Below are 13,067 nucleotides of genomic sequence, written 5' to 3' on the forward strand. Positions count from 1 at the left end.
CGTCAGGTCGCGAAGGTGCGGCGGCGGGCCCGGGCGTCGGCCAGGTCCGCCGCGGCCCGACGGGCGTCCGCCGCGAGGTGGGCCGATCCCCAGGCGTGCGCGGTGCGTGCGGCCAGCGCGTAGCCCTCGGCCGCCGCCCGGTCCTCGCCGAGGAGCCGGTGCAGGTCGGCCAGGGCGTGCGCGAGCGGACGGCTCGCGTACGCGGTGCCCGCCGCGCCCGCCAGCTGGTCCCGCAGCGGCCGCAGGTGCCCGAGGAGGGCGGCCGCCGTGTCGTGGTCCCGGTGGAGCACGGCGAGCTGGGCGCGGAAGTCGAGCTCCAGGCCGTAGAGATGGTCCCGCGGCGGTTCCGCGGGGACGGGTACGGCCAGGGCCTCGTCGCGTCTGCCCAGGCGCGCCAGGACCAGCGCCCACGCCACCGCGACCTGGCCGGGCGCCGACTCGTACACGTCCCGGACCAGCGGCTCGACATCGGCCGCACGGTCCTGGACGAGCCGCATGGTGATCAGCCCGAGCGTGCGCAGACCGGTGGCGTGGTGGGCGCCCACCCGTTGCAGGAGGGTGTCCGCCTCGGCGTAGGCGGCCTCCGCCGCCGCGAAGCGCCCGGTCACGCAGGCAAGCATGGCGGAGGTCGCCGCGCTGAGCCCCTGCGCCCACACCAGCCGGTAGCGGCGGGCGAGGACCAGACCCTCCGCGGTGTGCCGGTGCACGGCGGCCGGATCGTTGCGGGCGGCGGCGGTCATCGCGTCCAGGTTCTCGCAGACCCAGCGATAGGCAGGCAGGTCGTGCGCCTGGGCGAGGCCGCGCAGCTCCGCGGTGAGCGGCGGCCGGGCGCCGGCCCGGGTCTCGTGCGGCAGCAGGCGCGCCGAGGTCATCAACGCGGCCGCCATCAGGCGCGGTTCGCCGTCGGCACGGGCGAGCGCCAGCTGGGCGCGGGCCGCCTGCCTGGCCCGGGGCGGGTCCTCGGCGGCCACCGCGTCGACGAGGACCTGGAGGACCCGGGCCCGCGTCGGGCCGTCGAGCCCGGCGTCGGCGGCGAGCCGTTCGAGGCGGGCCAGCGCGGTCCGGTCGTACGGCCCTTCGAGCCGGCTGCGCCAGGGCGCGGGCTCGGTCCAGGCCCCGTACACGGCCGCGACCAGGTCGCCCCGGTCGGCCTGTTCGGCGAGTTCCACCGCGCGCTGCCGGGTACGCCGGGCCGTGTCCGTGGCGCCGGTGCGCACCTGGGCGCCCAGCAGCCGTACCGACAACTCGATCAGCCGGTCGGGCGGGGTGTCGTCGCCCGTCGCCGCGACATGGGTGTCGATCGCCTGCTGGATCAGGGTGACGGCGACGTCGTGGGCGTAGCGCCGCTCGGCCGCCTCGGCGGCCCGCAGCGCGTAGTCGACGGCGAGCGGGGCGTCGGCCGCGCTGCCGGAACGGGCGAAGTGGTGGGCCAGGGCGGCGAGTTCGCCGGGCCGGTGCTGGAGCAGGAGGCGTGCGACGCGGGCGTGCAGCCGGGAGCGCCGGGCGCCGGACAGGTCGGCGTAGACGGTGTCGCGGACCAGGGCGTGCACGAACCGCACGCGGCCGGGCCCGGGTTCGGCGAGCAGGTCGGCGGCGAGCGCCGCGTCGAGCCCCTCCAGCACCTGCTCCTCGTCCGCCTCCGCGGCATCGACGAGCAGGGCGACCTCGGCCTCCAGACCCAGCACGGCGGTGAGCTGTACGACGGACCGGGCGGCGGCGGGCAGCAGGGCGAGGCGTCTGCGCAGCACGTCACGCACCCCCTGGGGGACCTCGGAGACCGCGACCAGGGCGCCCTCGTCGGCGAGGAGCCGGGCGCTCTCCAGGACGTAGAACGGATTGCCGCCGGTGCGCTCGGCGAGCGCCGCCACGGTCGCCGGAGCCACGGGCGCGCCGCAGACGGCGTCCACCAGGGTGGCGGTGTCCTGGAGCGGCAGACCGCCCAGCGCGATCCGGTGCGGCGCGGCCGGAGCGAGATGGGCGAGGGTCTTCAGGAGGTGCTCGCCGACCTCGGCGGGCCGGTAACCGGCGACGACGAGCATCGGCACCCCGGTGACGGCGGCCGCCGCCTCGACCAGGGCGAGGGTCTCGGCGTCCGCCCGGTGCAGGTCCTCCAGCAGGACGGCGAGGGGCGCCCCGGAGGCCGCGCCGCGCAGCCATGCGGCGAAGGCGCGGTGCATACGGAAGCGGCCGGCGCTGGCCTCCCCGTCCGGGGCGGCGGCCGTGCTCTCCGGCTCCCGCAGCAGCACCGTCAGCTCCTCCGGGCTGGCCGGAGGCACCTCGCGGGCGAGCGCGCCGAGCGCCTCCACCCAGGCCCAGGCGGGCGGTGCACCCTCGTACTCGGGGCAGCGCCCGACCACCACCCGCCAGCCGGCCTCGCGCAGCCGGGCCGCGGCCCGGTCGAGGAACGCGGACTTGCCGGCCCCGGCCGCGCCCGTCACCAGCACCAGTCCACCACCCGTGTGCGCGGCCCGGGCCGCCCCGTCCAGGGCCCGCAACTCCCGGCCCCTGCCGACGAACAGACCCGGGCCGGTGCGCGCGGGAGGCTCGGCGACGGGCTCGGGCACGGCCGCGCGCAGCACGTCGAGCCGCCCGTTGAGCACGGCATGCTCCAACTCCCGCAGAGCGGGCCCGGGATCGCAGCCGAGTTCCGCGCGCAGGACGGTGCCGGCCCGGCGCACCGCGGCGAGGGCGTCGGCCTGCCGGTCGCAGGCCCACTGGGCGAGCGCGAGCAGCCGCCAGCCCTCCTCGCGCAGGGGACTGTCCCGGACGAGCGACTCGGCGTCGGCCGCGGCCTGTGCCACCCGGCCGGTGCGCAGATCCGCGGCCACGGCCAGTTCCCGGGCCTCCGCGCGCAGCCCGGTCAGCCTGGCCACCTCGGCGGCGGCCCACTCCTCGTCCGCGTGCTCGGCGAAGGCCGGCCCCCGCCACCAGCCCAGCGCCTCGGCGAGCAGCCGCCGGGCCTCCTCGGCCGGGGCGGTGCGGGCCCGCCCGACCCAGCTCTCGAACCGCCAGGCGTCCACCGCGTCCGCGGCCAGCCGCAGGGCGTACCCGGGCGCCACGGTGACCAGGACGGTGGCCGGGGCCCGAGGCGGGCGCCCCGGTTCCAGCGACCGGCGCAGATTGGACAGGTAGGCGTGCAACGACACACCGGCCTTGGCCGGCGGCTCACCCCGCCACAGCGCGTCCGTCATCCGCTCCACCGACACCACACCGCCCCGGGCCGCGATCAGCAGGGCCAGCACGGCGCGTTGCCGCGGAGCACCCAACCCGACCGGTGTCCCGTCGACTTCGGCACCCAGCGGACCCAGGACTCGCATACGCAGCACGCCGCGGGAATCTACCCGAGCGCCGCGTCGATCCCGTCAACAGGCGTTAAACGCGCGCTGGACGGGACCGCCAAGCCGGGCGCCAAGCGGACGCCAAGAGGAGTGCACCAGCCTGGGCAACTCATCGCATTCACCGGATCGTTGGAGCAAGCAAGCGTGTCCCTCAACAGCAGCCACGGCGCCTCCGCCACCGCAGAGCGTCCCCATACCCACGAAATGGTCGTGGTCCACCGGGTCTTCCGCCGCGAGTCGGCACTGCTGCCCCGGCTGGTGCGTGCCGTGCCCGACGGCGACCGGGCCGGTGCGGCGCGGGTCGCCGCCGCCCTGCGCGACTACACCCTCGGCCTGCACCACCATCACCACGCCGAGGACGAGCTGATCTGGCCGCTGCTGCGCGACCGGGCCGCGCCCGAGGGGGCGCTGGTGGAGCGGATGACGGAGCAGCACGCGGCGATCGACCACACCCTCGCGGCGGTCGCCGAGTGGACGCCCCTGTGGGAGCGGTCCGGAGACCGGATACCCGGCGAGGAACTGGCGCTGGCCCTGGACGCCCACCGGATCGCGCTCCTCGAGCACCTCGACGAGGAGGAGCGGTCGCTGCTCCCGCTGATCGCCGAGCATCTCACCGTCCCGGAATGGGAACTGGTCGGACAACGCGGCCTGGAAGGGCTGCCGAAGAACAAGCGCATGCTGGCCCTCGGCGCGATCCTGGAGGAGGCCACCCCCGAGGAGCGCGCCTTCTTCCTGGGCAAGGCCCCGCTCATCGGCCGCCTGCTGTGGCAGGCCGTCGGCCGCCGCCAGTACGACGCCTACCGGCGGAGCATGCGTGCTCCACTGGACGGAGAGTAGACCATGGCCCTTCTCGACTCCGCCCCGCTCGACGTCCTCGACGCCTACCGGACCTGCGAGTTCGCCACCCTGGGCCGGGACGGCACCCCGCTCGCCTGGCCGACGGCCGTGCTCCGCCGCCCGGACGGGACACTGCTGCTCAGTACCTCCCTGGCGTTCGCGCAGAAGGCGCTGAACATCCGCCGGGACGGCCGCGTCGCCCTGCTCTTCTCCGACCCCACCGGCAGCGGCCTGGAGAAGGCCCCGCAGATATTCGTCGGCGGCCACGCCCACTGCCCCGACGAGATCATGACCGGCCCGCAGGGCGCCGAGGACTACTGGCGGATGCTGTTCGAACGCCAGCCGCACAGCAGGTCGTACGTCACGGCACCGATGCGGCTGGTGATGGACTGGTACTACCTGCGCCTGCTGATCACCGTGACGCCGCACCAGGTCGTCGTACGGCCCCCCGTGCCCGCGTCCGAAGGGTTCGCCGCGCCCGCCGCGCCGACCGGTGCACAGGTCGGCGCCGCGCAACTCGCCCGCTACCCGACGGCGGTGCTCGCCGCGCGCGACTCCTCCGGGGCGCCGCTGCTGGCACGGACCCGGCCGGTGCCCACGAGCCAGGGGTTCACCGTCGACGTGCCCGCCGACTGCCCGGCCGCCCCGGGCCCCGCCGCCCTCCTGGTGCACCGGCACGACGACCGCCTCAACCACATGCAGAACGCGCTCGTGCGCGGCGAACTGCGCGAGGACGGCCGGGGACGGGTGCTGGTCCCCGCCAAGGTCGTGGAGCCGATGGGATCGGGCCGCGTGAGCGACGCGGTGAGCGTGCTGCGCAGCACGAGGCAGGCCACCGACCGCTATCTGCGCCGGCGCGGCCTGCCCCGGCCGAGGGTGCGGTGGGCGGAGTTCAGGGCGCTGGCGCAGGACGCGCGGCGCAGGTGACGTCCGTCGCCGGCAGCCGCCCGGTGGCGAGATACGCGTTGACCGTCGCGTCGGCGCAGGAGCTGCCATAGACGCCGAACACCGCGTGCTGGTCCGCGCCGCGCAGCGTCACCAGCCGGGAGCTCGGCCAGTCGCCGCGCACCGCCTGCGCGCCCTGGTAGACGGTGCGCGGATCGCCCGTCGCGTTGACGAGCAGGGCCGGCAGGTCGTCCCTGATGGTGGTCGGACGCTCGCGCGGCGGGTCCCAGAAGGCGCACGGCCCGATGTTGTTGGTCACCGGCCCGAACAACGGGTCCTGCGCGCGGGCCCGTTGGACGTCACGCCAGTACGTCTCCGGGTCGCGGGGCGCGCCGGCGTCCCCGCAGAGGACGGCGGTCTGCACGCTGCCGTACGCCGAATCGGATCCGGTCAGCAGGAAGCCGAGCATGTCGGCGAGCCATGCGCTCGGCGTGACCGCCTTGCCGTCGGCCGCGTCCCGCAGGTCGCGGATGCCCCGGGCGAAGTCGCCGTACGCCGAGTCGTCGTCCTGGGAGAGACCGTTGAGGACGACGAGCGGTGCGACGTTCTCGTCCACCTCGTAGCCGCCGATCCGCAGCGGCCCGTGCTCGGCGGCCGCCTCGATCCGACGCACGACGGCCAGCACCGCGTCCCGGTCACCGCCCAGGCCGTACGCCGGGTCACGGGCGGCGGCCCAGGCGGCCCAGTCCCGCAGGGCGTGCCGGTTGGCGGGCTCCGCGCCGCGCAGCAGCCGGGGGTTGTAGCGGCCGGGGTCGATCACCCCGTCCAGGACGACCCGGTCCGTGCGCTTCGGGAACATCGAGGCGTAGACCTCGCCGAGGTAACTGCCGTACGAGTAGCCGAGGTAGGAGATCCGCCGTTCACCGAGCGCCGCACGGATCACGTCCATGTCCCGCGCGGTGTTCCGCGTGGTGACGTACGGCAGGACGTCGCCCTCGTACGTCCGGCAGTCGCGGGCGAGTTCCTCGGCGAGGCCCGTCGAGCGGTCGAAGCCGGCGCGGTCGTGCCCCGCGCTGCGGAACTGCGAGCCGGTCGGCCAGTGACAGTCCAGCGGGGTGCTGCGGCCGACGAAGCGAGGGTCCACTCCGACCACGTCGTACCGCTTGCCCACGCCCTTCATCGCCGCCCGCACCCACGGCGGGTCGCCGAGCGTCTGCCCGCCCGGGCCACCGCTGTTGAGCAGCAGCGCACCTACGCGGTGGGCGGTGTCGGTGGCCTTGATCCGGGAGACGGCGACCGTGATCGTACGGCCGCCCGGGTCGTCGTAGTCCAGCGGCACGGTGACGTCGGCGCACTGGGCGCCCGCCTTCTGGAGGTCCTTGCCGGTGTCGTCGTCGGGGCCGAGCACGCAGCTCTTCCAGGAGAGGTGCTGGTGGTGGTAGCGGGCCGACGGGTCCGGGGCGTCGGTGGTCGCCGGTGGGGCGCCGAGGGCGAGAGCGCTCGCCAGGGCCAGGGCGGCCGAGGCCGCGAAGCCGGTCATGCGGGGGTCCTTTCGGAGTCGCAGAGGGACGTGTCGACGAGGTCCTGGAAGTCCAGTTCGGCCCGGAGGCTGTCCGGGACCTGGTTCAGGGCGACGGCCACGCTTCGGCCACCGGGGCCGACGGCGACCAGCGCCCGGTGTCCGCCGGGCACCGTCCCGGCGTGCCCCCACCACACCCCACCGCACGACAACGGCGACGAGATCAGCCCGAGGCCGTACCGGGCACCGGGCCACAGTCGGTCCGGTTCGGCGGCCACCGTCCGCTTCATCTCGGCGAGTCGGTCCGCCGGCAGCAGCCGCCCGCCGAGCAACGCGGTGGCGAACCGGGTGAGATCGCCCGGTGTGGAGACGAGGGCACCGCCGACCCCGCCGAAGGACATGTTCCAGTCGGTGCCGTCGACGCGCCGCCCGTCGCCGGACGCGAAGTAGCTGTGGGAATGCGGCCCTCGGAGACGGGTTTCGTCCCCCGGCCAGTAGGTGTCGTGCAACCCGAGGGGCCGGATCACCCGGCGGCTGATCTCGTCCTCGGGAGCGTGCCCGGTGACCTTCCGGACGATCAGGCCCAGGACCAGGTAGTTGGTGGTGGCGTAGTGCCAGGACTGCTGCGGGCGCGGGAGTTCGAGGGCCCGTTCGATCAACTCGCGTGCCGTGAAGTGGCGGTACCGCAGCCGCTCCGGGTGCTCCCACTCCGGTGCGTCGAGGTAGTCCGGCAACCCGCTGGTGTGCCGCAGGAGTTGTCGTACGGTGATGCGTCGGCCGTCATGGCCGTGGGCGTCGATCAGGCCCGGCAGGTAGCGGTCGACGTTCGCGTCGAGGGAGAGCCGGTGCTCGGCCGCGAGTTGCAGGACGACCGTCGCGGTGAACGTCTTGGTGACGCTGCCGACGCGCAGCCGGTCGGTGCTGTTCATCGGGCGGCCGGTGCGCAGGTCCGCCGCACCGGCGGTCTCGGTCCAGCGCCCGCACGGGCCTTCCGCGAGGACCGAGGCTCCGGCGATGTGATCGTCAGCGGTCAGCCGGGTCAGCGCCCGTCGGACGCCGTCCTGCGGACCGCAGCGCGCGGCAGGCCCCGGAGGCGACGACCGCGCGAGGGCGGCCGGTGCGGACACCAGCACGAACGCCGCCACCGATAACGCCAGGGCGGACTTCAGGGAGAACGTTGCCATGCGTCATCACGCTAGGCACGGGCCGCCCCGCGATCACTCCGGCGGGCTGCCGCATTGCCCGTGGGGGCAACCCCCGGCCGGAACCTGCGGCGAACCCCCGGTCGGCTACGCCGACCGGCACTCCGCGAGGCGCTTCGCCAGGAACCTGCGCTCCGCCGCGTTCTCCGCCAACTCCAGCGCTCGCGCGTACGATTCGGCCGCCTCCCGCGTGCGCCCCATGCGGCGCAGCAGGTCGGCGCGGGTTGCGGGCAGCAGGTGGTACCCGGTCAGGTCGGCCTCCGCCTCCAGCTCCGCCACCAGGGCGAGCCCCGCCGCGCCGCCCTCGGCCATGCCCACGGCGACCGCGCGGTTCAGCCGGACCACGGGCGAGGGGACGTACCGCTGGAGTTCGCCGTAGAGGCCGGCGATGTCGGACCAGTCGGTGTCGGCGGCGGCCGGCGCGGTGGTGTGGCAGGCGGCGATGGCGGCCTGGATCTGGTACGGGCCGGGGCGGCCCCGGCGCAGCGCGCCTTCCAGGAGCGCGGTGCCCTCGTCGATCTCGGCGCGGTCCCAGGCCGTGCGGTCCTGGTCCTCCAGGGTGACCAGGTCGCCGGCCGCGTCCACCCGGGTGTCCCGGCGGGCGTCGTGCAGCAGCAGAAGCGCGAGCAGCCCGACGACCTCCGGTTCGTCGGGCATCAGCCGGGCCAGCAACCGCGCCAGCCTGATCGCCTCGGCGCACAGGCCGGTCCGCATCAGATCGGCGCCGGCCGTGGCCGCGTACCCCTCGTTGAACAGCAGGTAGAGCACGCCGAGGACGCCCGTCGTGCGCTCGGGCAGCAGATGCCCGGGCGGCACCCGGTACGGGATGCCGGCGTTGCGGATCTTCCGCTTGGCACGCACCAGCCGCTGCGCCATCGTCGCCTCGGGCACGAGGAAGGCGCGCGCGATCTCGGGCGTGGTCAGCCCGGCCAGGGTACGGAGCGTCAGCGCGACCCGTGCCTCGATCGGCAGCGCCGGGTGGCAGCAGGTGAAGACCAGCCGCAGCCGGTCGTCGGCCACGCCGCTTTCGTCCTCCTCGCCGAACGGGTCGTACCGGTCGTACGGCCCCTCGTCCCGTGCCAGCACCGCCGCCTCCCGCAGCTTCCGGGCCCCCACCGCCTCCCTGCGCAGCACGTCCAGGGCGCGGTTGCGGGCGGTCGTGGTCAGCCAGGCGCCGGGACGGCCCGGCACTCCGTCGCGCCGCCACCGCTCCAGCGCCTGGGCGAAGGCGTCCTGCGCGCACTCCTCGGCGAGGTCCCAGTCGCCGGTCACCCGGATCAGGGTGGCGACGACCTGGGCCCACTCGTCGTGGAAGGCGGCGGCGACGGCCGCCTCGACCTCGTCCGTGGGGCTCACTCCCAGACCGGCCGTACCTCTACCGAGCCGCCGGCCAGCGCCGCGGGGTGCCGGGAGGCCAGCGCGATCGCCTCGTCGAGGTCGGCGACCTCGATGACGTCGAAGCCCGCGACGTACTCCTTGGTCTCGGCGAACGGTCCGTCGCTCAGCAGTACCGCGTCGCCCTGGACCCGCACGGTCGTCGCGTCGGCGGCGGGCCGCAACCGGGCGCCGCCCTTGACGACGCCGCGGGCCCGGACCTCGTCGATGTACGCGGTGAAGCGTGGGTCCTCGGCGATCTCGGCCGGGCTGAGCTCCTCGCCGCCCACGGGGGTGCAGACGAACATGACGTACTTCACGACGGGTTCTCCTCCAGGGGCACCGAGACGTGTTCATGGGCGATCACCCAGCTGAAACCGGTGTCCCGGTATCCCGTGGTCACCCGCACCACCCGGTCCAGGGCCTCGCCGGTCACCCGGGTGCCGTGGATCCGGACCAGGGCGTGGCTGAAGGCGCTGCCCTCCCCGGGACGCACCCGGAGTTCGAGCACTTCGCGGTGCACGGGCCCGGTCAGCGTCGCGAACCACGCCTCAACCGTCTTGCGCAGCGCGCCGATTCCCGACTGCGCCTCTGCACCGGCCAACCCGAAGACCTCCACGTCGGGCGCGTAGCAGGCCGTCATCCGGTCGGCGTCCCGGTCGTGGGCGGCCGCGGTCAGTTCGGCGTCGAGACGGCGGACGGCCGTCTCCGCGTCCTCCATGAGCCCCTCGTCCCAGAACGGGCGCACCTCCAGGGCCCCGATGGTGGCCACGGGGTGCGCGGCGGCGATCCGTACGGCCTCCTCCAGGCCGTCGCAGTCCACGACGTCGAACCCTGCCACGTACTCCTTGGTCTCGGCGAACGGCCCGTCGGTCCGCAGCACCTCGCCGTCCCGCACCCGCACGGTCACCGCCCGGTCCGGCAGTTGCAGCCGGTGGCCGTACAACCGGGTCCCGCGCCTGACGCCGTGCTCCTCCACCCAGGGTTCGACGGGCGCCATCCCGGACGCGTCGGCGGTGTCGTCGCCGCAGACCAGCAGCATGTACTTCATGGTTCCTCCCGGTCGTCATGAGCTTCCTACACCCCACCGACGAACGGCACCCGGCGCAATCGACACCCCGGTGCACCGAATTCCCGCGCCGCCGTTCACCAGCCCATGCCGTGCCCCCGGCCCAGGATGCCGTGCGGGTCGTGGCGGCTCTTGGCCTCGGCCAGGGTGCTCCACCGGCTGCCGTAGTGCAGCCGCCAGTCGCCCGGGGACATCGGCAGCGCGTTCGCCGGATAGGCGACCGCGCCCTGCGCCCGCGCGTTCTCGTACGCCGTACGGTTGGCGGCCACCATCGGGTCGGCGGTGCCCGGCGCGGCGGTGCGCAGCAGGGCGAGGAGGTGGACGACCTCGCCGGGCGGGCGGCGGAACAGCGGGGCCCGCAGGGTGCGGGTGAGGAGGGGGTAGAGCAGGACCAGCCCGGTCCCGCGCAGGTCCCGGAAGGCGGGGTCGGTGAGGACGTCGGTCACGACGGACGCGGCGGTGTCCTCGGGGAGGAGAAGGTTCAGCCAGGGGTGCGGGTGCAGCCACTCGCCGGTCGCGCGCAGGACCTCCTCGTCCGTGGCGACCCGGTTGGCGAACTCGAAGTACCCGAGGTCCGTGCTCTCGGACGCGGCGAAGGAGAGGCCGGCGAGGAGGGTCCTGTCGTCGGGCGGGATCGCTCCCTGGTGGGGGGCCACCGCCTCCACCATGTACGTCCAGTCGCCGGCGGTGTCCTCGGCGGGGCGCGCCTGGCCCTCGAGGTAGGCGAAGCGCCGGTCCGTCGCCAGCAGGTGCTGGTCGGCCAGGTAGCCGTCGAGGTCGGGGTAGTACAGGCAATACCGGCGCACCAGCGTGGGCGCGGGGGACAGGCGCAGGGTGGCCCGGACGATGACGGCCACCTGTCCGAGGCCGGCCAGGACCGCGTGGAAGAGGGCGCCGTGCTGTTCCGGCGAGCAGACCAGGTGCTCGCCGGCGCCGGTCACCACCTCCAGCTCCAGCACCGAGTCCGCGACCAGGCCGTGCCGGTGACTCGCGCCGCCCAGCCCGCCCACGGTCAGCACCCCGCCGACGCCGGCACCGAGGTAGTCGGTGAGGACGGGCGGCGCGAGCCCGTACGGCAGGGTCGCCGCGAGCACGTCCCGCCACAGCGCTCCCGCCTGCACCTCCACCCGCTCCCCGGTCACCGGCCCGACCGCGCTCAGGTCACCCAGGTCGAGGACGATGCCGCCGCCCGCCTGCCCCTGGCCGTACATCGAATGACCGCCGGCCCGCGCCGCCACCGGGATCCCGCGCGGCCCGGCATACGCCAGCGCGTCCCCGACCTCGGCCGCCGACCGGGGCCGCAGCACCCCCAAGGGCGGTGCGCACACCAGACGGCCGAAGTCCTCCGCGGCCTCCCGCAGGGCCTCCGGGCGGCTGTCCAGCAGTTCCACGAATGGTTCGGAGACACGGTCCGACGACGTCACGCGGCACGCTCCACATCAGGATCGGTCGACACGGGCGCACCCATCTTCGCGCCGCGGGCACCGCGGACGGTCCCCGTTTCCCGCCCCGACGCCTGAACACCACGGTGGGTTTACCCCGCCGGAATCCGGAGAGCAGCGTGACCGGAGTACTGCCCCCGTCCCCGCTGCTCTCCGGAGCGCATGCCGTATGAGAGGTGTTCTGGTCTGTCCGGCTCCCGCGAGACAGCAACCACGGTCGACACGTCCCCGCCCGTCGACACGTCCCCCGTGCACGCCACGGACCGCACACCGGTCCCGCCGCCCCGCCCGGGGTCGCCCCGCCCGGCCCCGGCCACCCGCGGCGGCCCCCCGCCCGCCCGCCGCGACGCCTACTTCGACAACGCGAAGTACCTGGCGATCGTGCTCGTGGCCGTCGGGCACGCCTGGGAGCCACTGCGCTCGGACAGCCGTACCGTCACCGCGCTCTACACGTTCGTGTACGCCTTCCACATGCCGGCGTTCGTCGTCATCTCCGGGTACTTCTCCCGCGGCTTCGACGCGAGCCCCGCCCGGATCAGGCGGCTGGTCACCGGGGTCGCCGTGCCCTACGTGGTGTTCGAGGTCGCCTACACCCTCTTCACCCGCTGGAGCGACCACGCCCCGGACCGCGAGATCAGCCTGCTCGACCCGCTCTACCTGACCTGGTTCCTGGCGGCCCTGTTCGTCTGGCGGCTGACCACACCGGTCTGGCGGCAGCTGCGGTGGCCGCTGCCCGTCGCCCTCGCCGTCGCGATGCTCGCGAGCCTCTCGTCGTCCATCGGCAACGACCTCGACCTGCAGCGGGTCCTGCAGTTCCTGCCGTACTTCGTGCTCGGCCTGTGCCTGCGGCCGGAGCACTTCAGCCTGCTACGGCGCTGGAGCGTGCGCGTGTGCGCCGTCCCCGTCGTCGTCTGCGCCCTCGGCATGGCGTACTGGTCGGTGCCGCACCTGGGCTACCGCTGGTTCTTCCACCGGGACAGCGCCGAGCAGCTCGGCGTACCCGCCTGGTACGGGCCCGTCATGACCCTCGCCACCTTCGGCTGCTCCCTGGTCCTGGCCGCCTGCTTCCTCGCCTGGGTCCCGGGCCGCCGCACCTGGTTCACCGCCCTCGGCGCGGGCACGCTGTACGGATACCTGCTGCACGGCTTCGTCGCGCAGGGCGCCAAGCCCGCTCACTGGTACGACCCGTCCTGGATGCACGGCCCCCTGGGTGCGGTGACCGCCACCCTCGTCGCCGCCGTGGTGGTGACCCTGCTGTGCACGCCGCCGGTGCGCCGGGTCTTCCGGTGCGTGATGGAGCCCGGGATGGAGTGGGCGTTCCGGGCCCGGGAGGGCCACCCGGCGCAGGACGGCCGGCGAAACGCCGCACGGGTCCTTTCCGGGAGCCGCTGAAGCGGCGAA

At 74.9% G+C, this 13,067-nt stretch carries 10 protein-coding genes; 3 read left to right on the forward strand and 7 right to left on the reverse strand.

Features of this window, described 5'->3' with window-relative positions; all coding sequences use genetic code 11:
- Positions 1-2: 2 nt before the first annotated feature.
- Entirely contained in the window at positions 3-3,317 is a 3,315-nt protein-coding gene (locus ACFY0P_RS06280; RefSeq protein WP_388908833.1) for a BTAD domain-containing putative transcriptional regulator, read from the reverse strand.
- A gap of 165 nt (positions 3,318-3,482) precedes the next feature.
- On the opposite strand from ACFY0P_RS06280, the gene ACFY0P_RS06285 reads away from it, so the two are divergent.
- Positions 3,483-4,175, forward strand: coding sequence for a hemerythrin domain-containing protein (locus tag ACFY0P_RS06285; RefSeq protein WP_388907926.1), 693 nt, complete (start codon positions 3,483-3,485; stop codon positions 4,173-4,175).
- A 3-nt stretch (positions 4,176-4,178) separates the two neighbouring features.
- Positions 4,179-5,102, forward strand: coding sequence for a pyridoxamine 5'-phosphate oxidase family protein (locus ACFY0P_RS06290; protein ID WP_388907928.1), 924 nt, complete (start codon positions 4,179-4,181; stop codon positions 5,100-5,102).
- On the opposite strand, the gene ACFY0P_RS06295 is transcribed toward ACFY0P_RS06290, so the two are convergent.
- The 6 genes from ACFY0P_RS06295 to ACFY0P_RS06320 all read right to left on the reverse strand — a co-directional run bounded on the left by ACFY0P_RS06295 (position 5,068) and on the right by ACFY0P_RS06320 (position 11,648).
- Positions 5,068-6,600 (reverse strand): alpha/beta hydrolase, encoded by a 1,533-nt coding sequence (locus tag ACFY0P_RS06295; RefSeq protein ID WP_388907930.1) that lies wholly within the window; start codon positions 6,598-6,600, stop codon positions 5,068-5,070. The two genes, ACFY0P_RS06290 and ACFY0P_RS06295, sit on opposite strands and share 35 nt — an antisense overlap.
- A complete protein-coding gene (locus ACFY0P_RS06300) occupies positions 6,597-7,763 on the reverse strand; it encodes a serine hydrolase domain-containing protein (RefSeq protein ID WP_388907932.1) in 1,167 nt (388 codons plus the stop codon). Before ACFY0P_RS06300 ends, ACFY0P_RS06295 begins: the two co-directional genes overlap by 4 nt.
- Before the next feature lie 105 nt (positions 7,764-7,868).
- Complete coding sequence (locus ACFY0P_RS06305) at positions 7,869-9,137, reverse strand: RNA polymerase sigma factor (protein WP_388907934.1); 1,269 nt, start codon at positions 9,135-9,137, stop codon at positions 7,869-7,871.
- On the reverse strand, positions 9,134-9,475 hold the full coding sequence (locus ACFY0P_RS06310) for a YciI family protein (protein ID WP_388907936.1): 342 nt from the start codon (positions 9,473-9,475) through the stop codon (positions 9,134-9,136). Before ACFY0P_RS06310 ends, ACFY0P_RS06305 begins: the two co-directional genes overlap by 4 nt.
- Positions 9,472-10,206, reverse strand: a complete 735-nt coding sequence (locus tag ACFY0P_RS06315; RefSeq protein WP_388907938.1) for a nuclear transport factor 2 family protein — start codon at positions 10,204-10,206, stop codon at positions 9,472-9,474. Before ACFY0P_RS06315 ends, ACFY0P_RS06310 begins: the two co-directional genes overlap by 4 nt.
- Positions 10,207-10,301: 95 nt before the next feature.
- The gene (locus ACFY0P_RS06320) at positions 10,302-11,648 is read right to left on the reverse strand and encodes an FAD-binding protein (RefSeq protein ID WP_388907940.1); all 1,347 of its coding nucleotides are present in this window, start codon (positions 11,646-11,648) and stop codon (positions 10,302-10,304) included.
- A 267-nt stretch (positions 11,649-11,915) separates the two neighbouring features.
- Between ACFY0P_RS06320 and ACFY0P_RS06325 the strand changes: the two genes are divergently transcribed.
- The gene (locus tag ACFY0P_RS06325) at positions 11,916-13,058 is read left to right on the forward strand and encodes an acyltransferase family protein (protein ID WP_388907942.1); all 1,143 of its coding nucleotides are present in this window, start codon (positions 11,916-11,918) and stop codon (positions 13,056-13,058) included.
- The last annotated feature ends 9 nt before the right edge of the window (positions 13,059-13,067 follow it).

It is taken from the genome of Streptomyces sp. NPDC001714, assembly GCF_042892755.1.
GTDB lineage: Bacteria > Actinomycetota > Actinomycetes > Streptomycetales > Streptomycetaceae > Streptomyces.

Excerpts from the sequence above, each read along its gene's own strand:
- ACFY0P_RS06315 (WP_388907938.1), bottom strand. The coding sequence starts at position 10,206 with ATGAAGTACATGCTGCTGGTCTGCGGCGACGACACCGCCGACGCGTCC.
- ACFY0P_RS06290 (WP_388907928.1), top strand. The coding sequence starts at position 4,179 with ATGGCCCTTCTCGACTCCGCCCCGCTCGACGTCCTCGACGCCTACCGG.
- ACFY0P_RS06280 (WP_388908833.1), bottom strand. The coding sequence starts at position 3,317 with ATGCGAGTCCTGGGTCCGCTGGGTGCCGAAGTCGACGGGACACCGGTC.
- ACFY0P_RS06295 (WP_388907930.1), bottom strand. The coding sequence starts at position 6,600 with ATGACCGGCTTCGCGGCCTCGGCCGCCCTGGCCCTGGCGAGCGCTCTC.
- ACFY0P_RS06300 (WP_388907932.1), bottom strand. The coding sequence starts at position 7,763 with ATGGCAACGTTCTCCCTGAAGTCCGCCCTGGCGTTATCGGTGGCGGCG.